A 15,884-nucleotide genomic window follows, 5' to 3' on the forward strand; every position below is an offset into this window, starting at 1 on the left:
GATTCACGGCGTTCTGCTGACGAATCCCTTTGCGTTGCTTGTCTGGGGTGTCGTATACAACTACGGTGCCAAGACGAACGGAGTTGGTGCGTCGAATCCGGCGGCTCGCCGATGCCCATGGCTGCACAGCCGTCATCCTGCGCCAGGGCAAGCATGAGATCTGGGAGTGTGCCGGCTTTCGGTTCCCGATCCCGAGGCACCGAGTGATTGCAGATGGAACCGCACGGACGATTCTCGGCAAGCTGGAGGCGCACCTTGAGCGAGTGGCGCAGGGAGAGAACTCGTGAACGCACCCTATAGAGCCGTTGCAGAACGAAACGGGGATTGGTGGGAGATCGAGATCACCTATGGTCTGCCTCCCAACATGCTGGGCGTCAGCCAGGCGCGCCGCAGGAGCGATGTTGAGCGTGCTGCGCGAACGGTGATCGCCGAGCTGCTCGACATCGAGCCCGACGGCATCGAGATCGATATCGACGTCAGGCAGGCATCCGAGCGCGGTCCGACGGCGTCAATGCGCTAGTTCGAGCGTGACCCGCGTGGCGTGCACTGCGCTGCAGCCCTCGATGTCGGAAGAAATGGCTTCGTGGAGGACATTGACGTTGGCCCCGCTGGGTTCGAGCTTGGGCCAACGTCCCTTGTAGCTGACGAGGACGCCACGAGGTGTGACGTTCTCCACGTTTGCCTCGACCTTGAGTTGGCCTGCGCTGTTGCGCATTCGGACCTGGTCGCCGTGGGCGATGCCGAGATCGGCCGCGTCCGCGGGGTGGATCGTGACGGTTGCAGGACCTGCTCGCCGGGCGATGGTGCGGTCGTTGGCGTGGGAGTCGTTGAGCCGCCACTGTGAGGCAGGCGACAGCAGCCGGAAGATCCCGTCGGCTTCACGGGCGTCCGCAGTCGGAACCGGAGCCCGTCGCAAGCCGGCTGCCGTTGCAGCGTCGGATGCGATTTCGATTCGGCCCGACGGGGTGCGGAAGCGTCGGTCGGCGAAGAAGTCGACTGGCTCACGGGCCAGATACACGTGGCCTCGCTCTGCCAGCTCCGCGAAGGAAAGACCGAGGTCGAGCTGGTCGAGGAGCCGCTGGATCAACATATCGTCGGTCACGTGGAGCTCTGGCTCGTCGAGGCCCATCGCCCCAGCGAGCCGGCGGAAGATCTCTTGGTTCGGCAGCGCCTCGCCGATCGGCTCTCGGACCCTTTGCTGCGCTCCCACGATCGGTGACATGTAGCTGAACGTGAGGTCGTCGAATTCCAGGAAGCTTGCGGCGGGCAGCACGATGTCGGCGTAGTCGACCGTGTCAGTTGGGAAGCAGTCCACGACGACGGTGAACAGGTCCTGTCGGCACAGTGCCGCACGGAGCCTGTCCTGCTCGGCAGCCGAGGCGACCGGGTTCGTGTTCCAGCTGAACAACGCTCCGAATCGTTCGGGGTTCTCGAGCTTGGCTGCAAGGCCGATGTGGTTGACCTTGGGAGCGCCGTTTTGGGCCAGTGACGTGCCGGACAGCTCGTCGAAGTCCGCGCCGAGCATGGCCGCCGCAACATTGAGGTAGCTGATCCCTGCGCCGGGCTTGCCGATGTTGCCAGTCAGCGCCGGCAGCAAGCCGACGGCGCGCATGACATTTGCGCCCGTGGGCTGACGTTGGAGTCCTTGACCGGCCCACAGAAGCGCCGGCCCGGCTGAATAGAGCCGGGCAGCCTGCCTGATGTCACCAGCCGGGACACCCGTTTGTTCCTCACCCCATTCCGGCGTGCACGTCTCGATGGCGGGAAGCACTTCGGTGACGCCTTGGACATGGTCAGCGATGAACTCGGTGTCGAAGGCCGCCATGGCGCCGAGTTCGTGCGCTATGGAAAACGCCAGTGCAGCGTCGGTGCCGGGGTACGGCTGGAGATGAAGATCGGCCCGGGCCGCGGTCGCCGTGCGTATCGGATCCACGACGATGACGGACCCGTCGAAGTCTCCCAGCCAGTTCTTGTCCATGTGCGGGGCGCTGTGAGAGGGGTTGGCACCCCACACGAGAATGCACGATGAATCGACCGCGGTACGCGGGTCGAATCCAGCGACGGACGTGCCGAACATGTACGACCACGCGATATGTCCGGCCAGATTGCAGATCGAATCCGGCTCTACTTCGGTCGCGCCCAAGCGGTGAAAGAACCGCAGCGGGAACATGAACGCCAGCATCGACATCGTTCCCGAGTAGTGGGTGTGGAGCACGGCCGCGGGGCCGCGCTCGTCGACGACCTGCTGCGTGCGTTCCGCGGTCTCGGCCAGAGCGTCTTCCCAGCTGATGGGTGCGAATGCGCCTTCGCCCTTCGGGCCGACCCGGCGCAGCGGGGTGGCGAGGCGGGCCTCGGGGTCCTGCCACACGCCGTTGTAGGCCGTTGCACACTTCGTGCACAGCGTTCCTCGGCTGACTGGATGCTCGGGATCGCCTTGGACGATGACCCGACCGTCCTTGCCGGAGCGCACCACGATCCCGCAGTTGTCGTAGCAGTCACGTGGGCAGTTCGTCCGCATTGGCGTCACGATCTGGTCTCCTGGCACTCCTCGACCCCGGCGGATCTGGTGGTAGGACTGGCGTCGGAGTTCAGGCCCAGCCGAGCTGCTGCAGGGCGACGCCTGAGTGCCAGATCTTGGTTATGTGAGCGATCTTGCCGCCCTCGAACCGCATGTCGTACACGTAGTCCGAGCTGGCTGCCTTCCCCGTCGGCGGAACCGGACCGCCGTCGCCGGTGTGGGTGCCGTTGAATACGGCGTAGGCCAGCACGCTGCTGCGCTCCTCGTCGACGGCCCACGACTTCAGGTCGTACGAGCCGTCTTCGAGGATCGTCAGGATGCCTTTCATCCACTCGGTGTAGGAGCGGAGGTCGGTGAGGTCGCCGATCGCTTCGGACTGTGCGGAGAACGTCGCATCGTCGGTGCAGTACTGGGCGCAACCGTCCCATCCTGCGCCGGTCTCGCATGCGTCGAAGAACGCGGCGGCTGTGTCGTTGATCTGTCCCATGGAATGGCTCCCTTCGTGGAGGAATTCACCTGATGGACGCCGTGGCTGTTCACACAGCGCTGGGGGAGTCGCACCGGCGAAGTACGTGCCGACACTAACGGCGGTGGAACCGACGGCGGACGCCTGCGAGTTTGTCGTCCGAGATCGGCACAGCGAAGATCTGAGTTCGTACTGTTGGCTCGACAGTTGGTAGCGGCGAAAGGGAGCCGATGCTGGAACACTCCGTGAGAATCGCGACCGCGCGGTCGGCCATTGACTACATCTGTGGCCGTACCGACCAAGAGCAGGCGGAGCCGGTTCCGAACTGTCCTGGCTGGACGGTGCACAACGCAGCGGCACATATCGGTCGCGTGGGGATCGCGTGGGCAGAGATGATCAGCTCGGCACCGGATGATCCCCAGTCCCGTGAACGTGGGTATGAGCGAAGCGGCCGCAAACTGGCCGGCTCGCCGATGACGGATCTCGCAGCGTGGGCCCACTCTGCGATCGATCGACTCGTGGACGATCCCGATCAACGCTGCTATTTCTCAATGACCGGAGGAGAAGGCACCGCACGGCTGTGGGCCTGGCATGCGGCATCCGAGCTGGGCATGCACCGCCTCGATGTCGAGTTGGCTCTGGGTCACGAGCACTCCATGACGTCGGCGCAGGCTCTCGACGCCGCCGAGTACACGTGCCAGTTCTTCTTGCCCGCGATGCGCCGCGTTCTCGATCGGGACCCGGGCCGGCTCACTGCTCGCCTGGTCGATGACGGCGACGAAGTCGGCAGCGTGACCATCGAGTCGTTGTCTGAGTCCGGGTCGACGGCGGCCGCAGTCATCGAAGGCCCGCCGATCCAGGTTCTGCTGGGCTTGTGGGGCCGACCGCACCACGGGGTCGAGGTTTGCGACGGCGACTCGGAGGTATGGCAGCAGTGGCGGGCCTTGCCCAGCGAGGCCTTCCAGTTCGGGACCTGGGACTAGCGGCGGCGCCACGCTTGCGTTGGCGGCCTCACGGGAAGCGGCGCGCACTCGGTCACCGCTTGAGCTTCCTACGCGAGGGACAGCGGGAGGGCTTCGAGGAGTTGGGCGACGCAGTCTTCGAGGGGTTGCGACGTGTCGATGGCGAACTCGGGTGATGGCGGCGGTTCGTAGGGCGCCGAGATGCCACTGAAGTCGGGAATCTCGCCGGCGCGGGCCTTCGCGTACAGGCCCTTCGGGTCACGGGCTTCGCAGACCTCGAGCGGGGTGTCGACGTACACCTCGACGAACGTGCCCTCAGGGTGAATGGCACGAACCTGGTCGCGGTCGGCGACATAGGGCGAGATGAATGCGGTCAGCACGACGATGCCCGCATCACCAAAGAGGCGGCACACCTCGCCGATGCGGCGGATGTTCTCGGCGCGGTCCTCGGGCGAGAAGCCGAGGTCGCGGTTAAGCCCGAAGCGGATGTTGTCGCCGTCGAGGACGTAAGCAGCGATGCCGCGTTCGATGAGCGCTTCTTCGAGGGCGAAGGCGAGCGTGGACTTGCCGCTGCCGGAGAGCCCGGTGAACCAGACCGTCACCGAGCGGTGGCCGAAGTGCGTTTGGCGGTCGGCACCGCTGACCCGACCTTCGGCACGGACGATGTTGCGCGAGACGGGTTCGTTCATGGCGCGCTCGGCCCCCGAAGGAAGCCACGTTGGGTCAGCAACCGCACGATCACAGCTACGCACTCCTCCACGCTCTGTGTGGAGGTGTCGACGCGCAGGTCGGCGTCGGCGGGCCGGTCGTAGGGGGCCGAGACGCCAGGAAACTGGGGGATCTCGCCGCTGTCGGCCATGGCGTAGATGCCATGGGGATCACGTTCCCGGCACACCTCGATGGGTGTGTCCACGAACACCTCCACGTAGCGGTCGACGCCGACGAGGTCGCGGGCGAGTTGGCGAACCTCGCTCTTGGGCGCCACCAGTGCGGCGATCGCGATGAGTCCTTGTCCGTTGACGAGCCGTGCGACCTCCGACACCCGGCGGAGGTTCTCGGAGCGTTCCTGCGCGCTGAAGCCGAGATCCCGCGAGATGCCCATGCGAACGTTTTCGCCGTCGAGACGGATCGACACCTTGTCCCGGTCGAACAACTCACGTTCGAGGGCGGTGGCGAGGGTGGATTTGCCCGCTGCGGTGAGCCCTGTAAGCAAGATGGTGCAGGGCTGCTGGCCGAACCGGATGGCCCGCTCGGCGTCGCTGATCTCGGAGATCTGTCGCACGAGCGCTGCGTCTGGCGTGTGGTCCCAAGCCGACGCCGCGCCGGTGATCATGCCTGCGGCAACGGTGGCGTTCGAGAGTCGATCGACCAGCACGAACGACCCTGTCGTGCGGTTGCTGCTGTAGGGGTCGAAGAGCAGCTCCCGGTCCGACGCAACCACGCAGCACCCGATGTCGTTGAGTCCCAGGGCCAGGGCCTGCTCGTGTCCGAGCGTGTTGATGTCGACGCGGTGGCGCAGGCCGCGGATCGTGCAGTTCGAGATGCCGTTGGCGGACTGCAGCAGGTACGAGCTGCCGGTCTCCATCTCGGCTTCGGCCATCCACACCACCATCGCGTCGAGCTCGTGCGCCCGTAGCGGTTCATCGCCGCGCCTGGCCAGCATGTCGCCGCGGCTGATGTCGATCTCGTCGGCCAAGGTGACGGTGACCGCCCGGCCCGGCCCGGCGACGTCGAGGTCGCCGTCGAAGGTCACGAGCCGCTCCACCGTCGAGCCGAGCCCTGATGGCAGGGCCACGACCTCATCGCCGGGCCGAATGGCCCCGGAAGCAACAGTGCCGGAGAAGCCGCGAAAATCAGGGTTCGGCCGGCTGACCATCTGCACCGGCATACGGAAGTGCTCAAGATCGACACCGGCGTCGACGTCCAGGGTTTCGAGGTGCTTCAAGAGCGGCGGCCCGTCGAACCAGTCGAGGTTGTCGCCCCCGTCGACCACGTTGTCGCCCAGCAGGGCGGAGGTCGGCAAGAAGTACGGCTCGCCGAACTCGAGCGTCTTGGAGAACGCTCGAAAGTCCTCGCAGATCGCAACGAAGCGATCCGCCGACCAGTCCACGAGATCCATCTTGTTGACCGCCACCACCACATGGCGGATGCCCAGCAGGCTGGTGATGTAGCTGTGGCGCTTGGTCTGGGGCAGTACCCCGTGGCGGGCGTCGACCAGGATGACCGCCAGCTGGCAGGTCGACGCGCCGGTGGCCATGTTGCGGGTGTACTGCTCGTGGCCCGGGGTGTCGGCGATGATGAACGTGCGCCGGGCCGTGGAAAAGCAGCGGTAGGCGACGTCGATCGTGATGCCCTGTTCCCGCTCGGCCCGAAGACCGTCCATGAGCAGGGCAAGGTCGACCTGGTCGCCTGCCGAACCCTGCGTCGCAGAGTCGGCCTCAAGGCTGGCCAGCACGTCCTCGTAGATGAGCTGGGAGTCGTGCAGCAGCCGGCCGATCAGCGTCGACTTGCCGTCGTCCACGCTGCCGCACGTCAACAGACGCAGCAGGTCCTTTTGTTGATGGGAGGCCAGGTAGGCGTCAAAGTCAGACTCGACGAATCCAGAGGCCGCCAGACCGGATGCAGGGGCCATCAGAAGTACCCCTCGCGCTTTTTCTCCTCCATGGAGCCCGACTGGTCGTAGTCGATCACCCGGCCTTCGCGCTCAGAGCGGGTGGCGAGCAGCATCTCCTGAATGATCTCGGACAGCGTCGTCGCCGTCGACTCGATCGCTCCCGAGAGCGGGTAGCAGCCAAGCGTGCGGAACCGCACCGAGCGCAGCTCCGGCACCTCGCCTTCATTGAAGACGAACCGGTCGTCGTCCACCATGATCAGCACACCGTCGCGATCCACCACCGGCCGCATCGCCGAGAAATAGAGCGGAACGATGGGGATTTCCTCGAGACCGATGTACTGCCAAACATCGAGCTCGGTCCAGTTGCTCAGCGGGAACACCCGGATCGATTCGCCCTTGTTGACCCGTCCGTTGTACAGATTCCACAGCTCGGGACGCTGGTTCTTCGGATCCCAGCGATGATGCGCGTTGCGGAAGCTGAACACCCGCTCCTTCGCCCGTGATTTCTCCTCGTCACGCCGAGCACCCCCGAACGCTGCGTCGAACCCGCCCGCGTCCAGCGCTTGGCGGAGCGCCTGGGTCTTCATGATGTCGGTGTAGTTCTTCGAGCCGTGATCGAACGGGTTGATCCCTTGGGCCACACCCTCGGCGTTGGTGTGGACGATCAGCTCGAACCCGACCTCAGCGGCCATCCGATCCCGGAAGAAGATCATCTCGGAGAACTTCCACGTCGTGTCGACGTGCAGGAGCGGGAATGGAATCTTCCCTGGGTAGAACGCCTTGCGGGCGAGGTGCAGCAGGACCGATGAGTCCTTGCCGATCGAATACAGCATCACCGGCCGCTCGCACTGGGCGACCACCTCGCGCATGATGTGGATCGCCTCAGATTCCAGCTGCTCAAGATGGGTCAGCCGCAGCTCGACCGGCACTGAGGCGCTCATCTGAATTCGCTCGATTCCGCCACCAATGCCTCGCTGGCCGCCCACAGCTTGGTCCCATTTTCCGGGTCCGACGCCGGGGCCGATACCTGCTTGCGATGCATCATGTGCAGGTACATCCCAGTGGAGCTGCCCGCTTCTTCAGCGCAGCACAGGTACACGACCGGTCCGATGGCCTCTTCGGGAGACTGAAAGAACAATCGCAGCACCGGGCTGATGATCGGCTTCAGCAGTGGCGGCGATTCCCTGGCGATATTGGTGGCCACGCCTCCCGGGCACAACGCGTGCACTGCGACATCGATGCTCTCGTCCTGATTCAGGCGTCGGGACAGCTCGGTTGCGAACGTGCACAGGGTCAGCTTGCTTTGGCCGTATCTCTGCAGGCTCTCGGTCATCGCGTGTTCGGTGTAGGCACCGAAGCGATCGAAATCGATGGGGTCGCAGGACCGGTGAGATTCCGATGCGACGAACACGATCCGCGGGGTCTCGCTGGGGTGGCTCGACGGGCGAATGACGCCGTCGGTCAGCCATCGGTCGATCATCACCCGTTTGGATAGGAAATTGACCGCGAACATGACTTCGTATCCCTGCGGGGTCTGCCTCGACCTGCGCGACAAGAGGCCGGCATTCATGAGCGCAATGTCGATGCGGATGCCGCGCTCGTGCAGCTGGTCGCAGCAGCGATGCACAGAACGGAGATCGGCGAGGTCCACCTCAATCATCTCCACGGTCTCGGACCCGGACTGTCGCTTGATCTCGTCGCAGATGCCGTCGTGACCGGGACGGCAAGCCAGGATCATGTTCCCGCCGCGCCGTGCGAGCTCAACCGCCGCAGCTCGACCCACTCCGCTGTTGGCGCCGGTCACGAGGCACGTCTTGCCGTCGATCCGCACGTCATCTGGGACAGGGCTGAGGTCGGGGTTCTTCGAATCTCGGAGGTCCCGGAGGGCCGCGCTCATGGCGTTGACGATGGCGCTGCCAGGGAACGTTCGCTTCTCTCGTGTCATGCCAGAAGGTGCCTCGCCGGTGGGTTGATCATGAGCGCTCGATGGCTGGTTCGGGGCCTCTTCGAACGGGATTGCATAGGCCTCCCGGTAGGAGGAAAAGGCTTCGTCGACGATCTGCTCGCTCAGTCCGAAATCGCTGAGCTTGTATTCATGCTTGCCGAATTGGTTCTGCGGGTTTGCCGCCATGTACTGCCCGGCTTCTCGCTCGGCTTCGGCATCGAAACCGATCCCCGCCAGACCGCAGATCCGCCTCACCTCGGCGATCGGTTCGTTCGTCAGCTCGTAGTAGGAAACGTCGACGAATCGACCGGCTGAGGATTCGGCCCGGGTCTGCATGGCCACGTCAACCATCCTGTGCGACTTGTAGCACCAGTGTTGCCCGATTTCGGCCGGATCGACCAAGTCGCTGAAGATGCCGCGGCCGTGGGCAACCATGCTGCAAAACGATGCGAGCGTCACTCGGGGGTCGCGGTGGGTCTGCACGATGGTCGCGCCATCGAACACCTTCCCGAACACGTCGAGGTACTCCATGTGGTGTGGGGTCTTGAGCACCCAGGCGCGCCCGGGACGCTGCCACGACAGCACCTTGAGCACCCGGCGGAAGTACTCGTAGGTCTGCGTGTGGTCCTGTTCTTCCAGCCAGCGGGAATAACTCGGCACATGCATGATGGCTTCGGCTGACTGGCTCATGAAGTTCAGGTCGAGCAGCAGGACGTCTTCTTCGGCCTGGTCGTGGCCGATCGGATGGATCGCCATGAACTCAGGTGCCAGATAGGAGATCGTCTTCTGGGCAAGAACCGCACGCCATTGGCGAGCTCGCTGCGCGCGTTCGGTCCCGTCGGCCGTCGACACCGGCACCAGCGCTTCCGCGCCCGAGATGCCCCGCACCTCCGGATGGGAGTTCAGCAGGCGCTGCAGCAACGTGGTGCCGGTGCGCTGCAAGCCCGTGACGAGGATGATTGTGCCGAGGCCGATGTCGTCGATCTCGGGGTGCCGCTTGAGCAGATCCTCGATACGCAGCCGGTGAACCAGCGCCGCGACGAGCCGCGACTTCTGTATCTGCAGTCCAGTCGGGGTCAGGCGGGCTTCGTCGTTGATCGAGGCGACGAGCACTTCGAGGGCACGCAAATGCCCGTCGTCGCCGAAGTCCGTCAGGCCGGTCTTGCGTTGCGCAGCCTCACGCAATGCACCGACGTCCAGCCGGTCGGAGAGCCCGAATTGCAGACCGGCCCCACCGAGCCGGTTGAAGATCCTGATGGGTACAGGGCGATAGGGGTTCTCATAGTCCGTGGAAGTCACGACACCTTCCGGCTGCAGGAGCGTTCTGTCATTGGGCTAGCTTCACAAGCTGTTCAGCTTGACCACTCGGCACCTCGGTTGGGGGTGCTCGGCGGCCCGCACCCACCGGAAACACATCGTGCCCGACGTGTGGCCTGCGGTGTCGAGCCAGTTCGGCAGGCCGGGATCTTCGTGCGCCACGATCAAGCGCACAGAACCGTCGGCTTCGTAGTGGGCGAGATGCTTGTTGGTGTGGATCGTGAAATGGCGATAGTCCAGCGATTCCATCCAGTAGTTGTTCAGCTGGAAGTTCCAGTGCTCGCATTCGGGAGGCGTGGCCTCGATGAGCAGAACCTCGTCGGGCGCCAGTGCCCAGTGGCTGTGGTAGTAGGTGATGTTCGGATCCCCGCCGGCGGCCAGCGACACGTCCGGATCGAACATCGGCAGCTCGTTGCTGTGCTTGGAGAAGTCGCGCGCCCACTTGGCGAACAGCAATGGTGCGCCCATCACCAGCGTCCCCGCCTTCTTCAGCCCCTCATCGAGCGCCCGTGCCGTCAGGTGGGAGGGGCGGCGCTCGTCGGCCGGACAATTGATGCGATCGATCGTCAGATCGGCCGGGGTTTCTGTAACACGGTCCCCAAACGTCTGACGGACCACCAGCGTGCCGGTCTCGGGCGTCATCGGGAGCCAGTTGCTGACCTGGGGAGTGTTGCTGAGCACTAGCTCGAAGCCCCCGTCGGGGTCCATGTCGATCTCGTCGGATTCGATGTATCCCGTGGGGGGCAGCCCGCCGCCCTGGCCGTAGTTGCCGGACTGCGTTCCGAAGCTCAGGTAGGCGATGTCGTTGCGCTGGCCGGTGATCTTGTACTCGTAGTCCCCGTCCAATGCGGCCGTCAGATAGAAGTTGTCGGGATTGTCCGCCCCCAGCTTGGTGGTCTCGTCGACGACGCGATGCAGCACAGGTGCGTTGGGGTCGGCGTGCTCAACGAACGCATTCAGGCCGGCACGAGCGAGACGGCTTAGGTAGCGATACCCCTCGGCTTGGCTGAACGAGTCCTGCGGCGTGCCGGGGAAATTCAGCGCAGCACCCGCCGCTTTCAACGAGTCGCAGAATTCGTTCCAGGATTGGCCGCTGACGACGCGCTGGGCGGCCACATCGTCGTGCGTCTTGCCGCGCACTCTCAAGACGAACAGCGAGACCCTTCGAAACGCCGCAAGGAGACCGATGGCGAACCGTCGCATGGCGCACCTTTACAGACGCGAGCGGCCCGACAGCAACTCCTGCCCAGCTCGCAGCCGTTCCATCGTCAACACGGTTGCCTCCTCACCGGCAGGACCAGAAGACCGGGCAAGTCAACCCAGCAGCGCGGCGGGACCGAGTTTGTGGGCGAGCATGTCTGCGTAGAGGGGCAGGCTTCGCTCGTAGAGCTCTTGGAGGCGAGGAGTGTCCTCCAAGGGCGGATATTCCGTGGGGGGTTTGTGAAAGCCGGTGCTCTGGCGCAGCGCATCGTGCCAAGGGCCAGAACCCTCGCCGTACCAGCTCACTTCGGTGCGTTCGCCCTGGGACCACTCGAGCGCCTCGGCGACGAACCGGATGCCGACCGCGTCGCAATAGGCCCGGATCGTTCCTTCGGGGTCGCCGATTAGGTCGGAAGCGTCGATGACGGGCGGGGGAGTGCCGTCGCGGTCGGCGATCTGTCCGAACAGGCGGTGCAGCGATCCGAACCCGACCTCGTCCCACGTGCAGTCGGGCCAGTGACGGCCCAGCCCCTGGACCACTCGCTTCGGGTCCCGGATCAGGAACGTGTGGGTCATCGCCGAGAGCTTGGCGTCGTCGAGGTGATGCTCGACCGAATAGGCGAAGTCCTTCACGAACACCTTCTGCGCCTGGGCAAGCGCTGAGATCTCGTTCCAGAACGACGCATAGTTGTGGCCCGGTCGTGCGGGGACATGGGCATCGCGCTGGGACCGGCGGTCCTCGCCGTAGTAGTAGAGCTCGTTCCAGGGCTCGTGGAAGCACTCGAAGTCGCCTCGCTGGCGCATCATCCACTCGAACGCCGTCGAGATCGAGCGGGGTGTGGCCCACAGGATCAAGAGCATCTGTGAGCCCCCCGCTCAGCCGGCTCCGGCACGGTGATCCCCTCCGGTGTCCTTGCGGGCCGTGCGGGTGCTCAACCGCTCGTGACGGCGGTGCGCGAGCGCTGCGTCGCCTTGCGGAGTCCCGTCGTGGAACGAGCCGATCATCTCGTCCAGTGGCGATTCGGGTCCGCCGTAGTTGCACTCGATGAACCGGTGGTGGATCTGGTGGTGGAAATCGCCCAGCTCGAAACGGGCCTGCCGGTGCTTTTGCGGCCCCAGCAACAGGGCGTCGTAGCCGGTGTGCGACAACGGTGCCCCGATGCCGTGGTGCATGGTCATGAAGTACAGGTGCACCGGGTGGGACGGCACCAGGAACAGCAGCACCACGTCGGAGAACAGGACGAGGTGCTCGGCGGGGTGCATCGAGAGCCCTGACCACGGACCGACGTTGATGTTGCGGTGGTGCCAGGAGTGGACGCGGCGGTACGCAAGGCCGGTGTGCAGCAGCCGATGGTGGGCCGAGAAGTACAGCACGGACCACCACGGGATGATCGCCACGAATGCCACGAACCAGATGGGGTTGTCGCTGAACGAGATCATTCGGGCGTATCCATTGGCGTAGGCCCAAAGCAGCAGGGCTTCGAACCCGGTCCAGATCAGCACGGCCGGTCCGAGCGTGAGGAAAACGTTCTCCCGGACTTGGTTCCCGAACAGGAACACCCGCTTGTTCCGGCCGAAAGGCCGGGCGTCGTAGCGCAAGGAATCGCCCTGGCGACCGATGACGTAGAACCAGACGTGGAGCCCGCCTGCGACGACGGTTACGAGGATCAGGTTGCGAAGCCACACCCCGAAGATCCAGTCGAGCTCAAAGCGCTTGGTGCGCTCGGGCGATGGCATGAACCAGGCCCAGATCCCGAACGACACTGCCAGCATGAAAAAGCGGGACCGCAGGGGCAGCCATGTGCGGCCGAGGTGCTTTGCGATGGCGATCGGTCGGGGAGGCCAGCGCAGGAATGGCGCCGAGCGCAGCGGCAGCTCCGGCGCGTAGTTCCACGTCTTGCGAGCGCCAGCGGGCGTCGAGGGCACGGCATCACCCCCGAGCGGTCTCGAGCGGCTGTTGGCGGGTCTGCAAGCCTGCCACTGACACCAGTGTATGTTCGGCGTCGAGACTGCCGAAAGACGCATTCCGGTTCAGTCGGAGCAACGGAGCGGCATGAACGAACCGCTGTCGAACGAGACGCATTACAACGAGCACGGCGCCGAGATCACGGGTCTGCGCATCTTCCGTTGGGACGAGCTCGACACGACGCGCTGGGACGCCGATCAGGTCGCAGCGCAGATCGTGACCGGCGAGCACATGCACCTGATCCGGGCGGTGTACGAGCCGGGTGCGACCTACGAGATGCACAGCCATCCCTACGACCAGTTCAGGGCGGTCCTAAGCGACCGCCTCCTGTTGTCGGGCCGGCTGCTGCTGACGGTTGGCGATGAGACCCGCGAGATCGGGCCGGGCGATGGCTGGTACGCACCGACAGATGTGCCGCACGGGGGCAGGGTCCTCGGCGACGAGCAAGCCGTCTTCATCGACGTCTACTCGCCGGCAACCACGTGGATCCTCAACGTGTTCGCGGAGGGGAGACGTGTCGAACGAGCGAGCGAATGAATTGCTGGGTGACGGTCAATTGCGTTCCGTTCGCGACATGCTCGCGCCCCCCGTACTCGATATGGCTCAGACGGTCGCGATTCGCAAGGACGTGTGCCGCGCGATGACGTCGAAGTCGCGGTCGCGGTGGAGGACAGGAATGTCGAGCCGGATGGCCACTGCAGCAATCACAGCGTCCATCTGGGAGCGAATGGTGATGCCTCTCCGGCGCAGCCCCCGGTAGATCATTGCCGCGGAGAGAAAGTCTCGCCAGGGTTCCAGAGTTTCGAAGTGCTGAGCTTCCAAGACTCGTTGAGTTCGGCCGACAGCCCCGGCGTGGGCGCCAGCCATGACTTCGAGCACGACCGGATCGATAACCGACACTTCGTGCTGCTCAATCGAATCGAGCAGTGCGAACGCGACATCGGAATCGGCACCGCGGAGGTGCTCGACCCACGCGGATGAGTCAGCCAGAAGCATCGTCGTCTTGCCCCCAGTCTCCGAAGCGGTCGGCACGCATGGCATCGAGGTCACCGTCCCAACCGATGCCCCTGGTGGCCAATTGATCCTCGACGCTCATCGGCTCGCCTCCGACGAGTTGTTCAAGCGCAAAATGCACCGCTTCACGCTTGGTTCTGAGCCCGTATCTGCTCATTGCTCGTCCGATCAGCTCGTCGTCGATGTCAATGTTTGTCCGGCTCATGGACGCATTTTACACCTAGTGGTGTATAGAGGTGTATTACGACAGCCCGCCCGATGACCGGCGCCGACGAGGCACAGTAAGGGCAGGACAGTCGGCTTGGCGAACGAGTTTCTGGAATGCTGGAGTGATGGGCGAGCCCACAGCGCCGCAAGCTCAGCCGACCGAAGGGCGGAGCTATCCGACAATGGCGCGCGGCGCCCGGCCGACGTTCTTCGATGACGAAGGTGCGACCGATGCGGTCCTGGCGATCGTGACGGCGCTGGCGGCCGAGGTGTGGACGTTGCGGGAGCGGCAGACCACCCTCGAAGCGGTGCTCACCGAAGCCGGCATTGAGGTCGCAGAGGCGATCGAGGCGTACCGACCCGACGGCGACCAGACCGCAGCCCGAGCTGCAGAGGCGGCGGCGTTCGCCGGCCGCGTGTACCGCGTGTTCGAGGAAATGCGTGAAGAGGCGCTGGCTGGCGAGACCGAGGACCGGTATCTGCAAGTTGTCGATCGCGCATTCGCAGAGCTATAGACAGGGGACAGCCAGATGAGCCAGCAACGACACGCACTCCTTCCCGACGAGACGCACGACGAGGTCGCACGCGAGAGCTTCGTCCAGGCGCTGAAGTCGCACATCGCGACCCGGGTCAGTCCTGGCGTTCGCGAGATCTACGACTGTCGGGTGCGGGACCGGTGGGTCTCCGAGCACGGCGCCGAACCGGCCGATCGCCACGAAGTCCGCGAAGCACTGAGCTCGGACACGTACTACCGGTTGTGGAGTTCGGTCCGGCGATCCAGCCAGCACTTGCTGTGGAGCTCGGTCGGCGATGCCGTGGCTCGCCAGGCCGACGATCTCGCGGAACGTGCGCGTGCAGCCGATACGGGGCTCGGGTCCCTGCGCCTCGATCCCGGTCTCGAGATCCCCTGGTACAACGCCGACGTCGACATCCATGCCATGCCAGGCGGCTACCGGGGCGAGTACACCGACGACGACGTGTCGGCCGGAGCGGTGTTCGACCGTGGTGTCTACGTCTATGCGATGGGCCAGATGGGCGCTCTCAATGACGACTACGGGCAGTCGATCTGCCAGAACTTTCTGGCGGTCTCGTTCCCCGAGTTCTCGCCGCGGCAGATTCTCGACATGGGCTGCACTTCCGGCAATTCCACGTTGCCCTACGTCGACGCGTTCGGTGACGCCGAGGTCCACGCCATCGACCTGGGCGCGCCTGTGCTGCGGTACGCGCATGCGAGAGCCGAGTTGCTGGGCCGGGCGGTGCATTTCTCCCAGCAGAACGCCGAGTGCACAGACTTCGGAGACGCCAGCTTCGATCTCATCGTGTCGCACATCGTCTTGCATGAGATGTCTCCTGCGGCACTGCGCCGAACGTTCGCCGAGTGCCGTCGTCTCTTGGCTCCGGGCGGGCTCATGGTCCACGCCGACTTCGCCGGATACGCGGGGGTCGACCCTGTCACCCAGGCGATGATCGACTGGGACACCTACAACAACCACGAGCCCTTCTGGGGCCCGATGCGTGACATGGACCTCGTGGCCGAGTCCGTGAGTGCCGGGTTCGACGATGGAATGGTCTCCATCGAGACAGTGCCGACGGGACGAGTACTGCAGACGGGCAAGCAGCAACGCGGGCAGCTCACGTTGCTCGTCGGCCGGACTTGACCAGACCGACCTCTCGA

At 64.7% G+C, this 15,884-nt stretch carries 17 protein-coding genes; 6 read left to right on the forward strand and 11 right to left on the reverse strand.

The genetic code is table 11. The annotated features are described in order from the left end of the window. Positions 1-65 precede the first annotated feature (65 nt). On the forward strand, positions 66-287 hold the full coding sequence (locus ACOOHB_RS03505) for a type II toxin-antitoxin system HicA family toxin (protein WP_419922950.1): 222 nt from the start codon (positions 66-68) through the stop codon (positions 285-287). After that, positions 284-520, forward strand: a complete 237-nt coding sequence (locus ACOOHB_RS03510; protein WP_419922951.1) for a hypothetical protein — start codon at positions 284-286, stop codon at positions 518-520. Before ACOOHB_RS03505 ends, ACOOHB_RS03510 begins: the two co-directional genes overlap by 4 nt. Here ACOOHB_RS03510 and ACOOHB_RS03515 read toward each other — a convergent pair. Both ACOOHB_RS03515 and ACOOHB_RS03520 read right to left on the reverse strand, forming a co-directional pair. Beyond that, positions 509-2,518 (reverse strand): molybdopterin-containing oxidoreductase family protein, encoded by a 2,010-nt coding sequence (locus ACOOHB_RS03515; RefSeq protein WP_420444650.1) that lies wholly within the window; start codon positions 2,516-2,518, stop codon positions 509-511. The two genes, ACOOHB_RS03510 and ACOOHB_RS03515, sit on opposite strands and share 12 nt — an antisense overlap. Before the next feature lie 70 nt (positions 2,519-2,588). Next, complete coding sequence (locus ACOOHB_RS03520) at positions 2,589-3,005, reverse strand: ester cyclase (protein ID WP_420443430.1); 417 nt, start codon at positions 3,003-3,005, stop codon at positions 2,589-2,591. 224 nt (positions 3,006-3,229) lie between these two features. Between ACOOHB_RS03520 and ACOOHB_RS03525 the strand changes: the two genes are divergently transcribed. After that, on the forward strand, positions 3,230-3,967 hold the full coding sequence (locus ACOOHB_RS03525) for a maleylpyruvate isomerase family mycothiol-dependent enzyme (RefSeq protein ID WP_420443431.1): 738 nt from the start codon (positions 3,230-3,232) through the stop codon (positions 3,965-3,967). Between the two features lie 68 nt (positions 3,968-4,035). Here the strand turns inward: ACOOHB_RS03525 and cysC are convergent, their stop codons facing one another. The 7 genes from cysC to ACOOHB_RS03560 all read right to left on the reverse strand — a co-directional run bounded on the left by cysC (position 4,036) and on the right by ACOOHB_RS03560 (position 12,948). Continuing rightward, on the reverse strand, positions 4,036-4,635 hold the full coding sequence (gene cysC, locus ACOOHB_RS03530) for an adenylyl-sulfate kinase (protein ID WP_420443432.1): 600 nt from the start codon (positions 4,633-4,635) through the stop codon (positions 4,036-4,038). Then, positions 4,632-6,578, reverse strand: a complete 1,947-nt coding sequence (gene cysN, locus ACOOHB_RS03535) for a sulfate adenylyltransferase subunit CysN (protein WP_420443433.1) — start codon at positions 6,576-6,578, stop codon at positions 4,632-4,634. The genes cysC and cysN overlap by 4 nt, the downstream gene beginning before the upstream one ends. Next, complete coding sequence (gene cysD / locus ACOOHB_RS03540; RefSeq protein ID WP_420443434.1) at positions 6,578-7,501, reverse strand: sulfate adenylyltransferase subunit CysD; 924 nt, start codon at positions 7,499-7,501, stop codon at positions 6,578-6,580. The genes cysN and cysD overlap by 1 nt, the downstream gene beginning before the upstream one ends. After that, the gene (locus ACOOHB_RS03545; protein WP_420443435.1) at positions 7,498-9,804 is read right to left on the reverse strand and encodes an SDR family NAD(P)-dependent oxidoreductase; all 2,307 of its coding nucleotides are present in this window, start codon (positions 9,802-9,804) and stop codon (positions 7,498-7,500) included. Before ACOOHB_RS03545 ends, cysD begins: the two co-directional genes overlap by 4 nt. 42 nt (positions 9,805-9,846) lie before the next feature. Next, positions 9,847-11,025 carry a DUF1214 domain-containing protein gene (locus ACOOHB_RS03550; protein WP_420443436.1) on the reverse strand — a complete coding sequence of 393 codons (1,179 nt, stop codon included), beginning with the start codon at positions 11,023-11,025 and terminating at the stop codon, positions 9,847-9,849. Positions 11,026-11,136: 111 nt separating this feature from the next. Further along, positions 11,137-11,883: a sulfotransferase family protein gene (locus ACOOHB_RS03555; protein ID WP_420443437.1), complete on the reverse strand. Its 747-nt coding sequence runs from the start codon at positions 11,881-11,883 to the stop codon at positions 11,137-11,139. Between the two features lie 15 nt (positions 11,884-11,898). Further along, a complete protein-coding gene (locus ACOOHB_RS03560) occupies positions 11,899-12,948 on the reverse strand; it encodes a sterol desaturase family protein (protein WP_420443438.1) in 1,050 nt (349 codons plus the stop codon). A 127-nt stretch (positions 12,949-13,075) separates the two neighbouring features. On the opposite strand from ACOOHB_RS03560, the gene ACOOHB_RS03565 reads away from it, so the two are divergent. After that, a complete protein-coding gene (locus ACOOHB_RS03565; protein WP_420443439.1) occupies positions 13,076-13,525 on the forward strand; it encodes a cupin domain-containing protein in 450 nt (149 codons plus the stop codon). 66 nt (positions 13,526-13,591) lie between these two features. Here the strand turns inward: ACOOHB_RS03565 and vapC are convergent, their stop codons facing one another. Both vapC and ACOOHB_RS03575 read right to left on the reverse strand, forming a co-directional pair. Then, complete coding sequence (gene vapC / locus ACOOHB_RS03570; protein ID WP_420443440.1) at positions 13,592-13,984, reverse strand: type II toxin-antitoxin system VapC family toxin; 393 nt, start codon at positions 13,982-13,984, stop codon at positions 13,592-13,594. Further along, a complete protein-coding gene (locus tag ACOOHB_RS03575; RefSeq protein WP_419922966.1) occupies positions 13,971-14,207 on the reverse strand; it encodes a type II toxin-antitoxin system VapB family antitoxin in 237 nt (78 codons plus the stop codon). The genes vapC and ACOOHB_RS03575 overlap by 14 nt, the downstream gene beginning before the upstream one ends. A gap of 127 nt (positions 14,208-14,334) precedes the next feature. On the opposite strand from ACOOHB_RS03575, the gene ACOOHB_RS03580 reads away from it, so the two are divergent. Further along, positions 14,335-14,724, forward strand: a complete 390-nt coding sequence (locus ACOOHB_RS03580) for a hypothetical protein (protein WP_420443441.1) — start codon at positions 14,335-14,337, stop codon at positions 14,722-14,724. 15 nt (positions 14,725-14,739) lie between these two features. Beyond that, the gene (locus tag ACOOHB_RS03585; protein ID WP_420443442.1) at positions 14,740-15,867 is read left to right on the forward strand and encodes a methyltransferase domain-containing protein; all 1,128 of its coding nucleotides are present in this window, start codon (positions 14,740-14,742) and stop codon (positions 15,865-15,867) included. The last annotated feature ends 17 nt before the right edge of the window (positions 15,868-15,884 follow it).

The sequence above is a fragment of the Candidatus Poriferisodalis sp. genome (assembly GCF_965215815.1).
Classification (GTDB): domain Bacteria; phylum Actinomycetota; class Acidimicrobiia; order Acidimicrobiales; family Poriferisodalaceae; genus Poriferisodalis.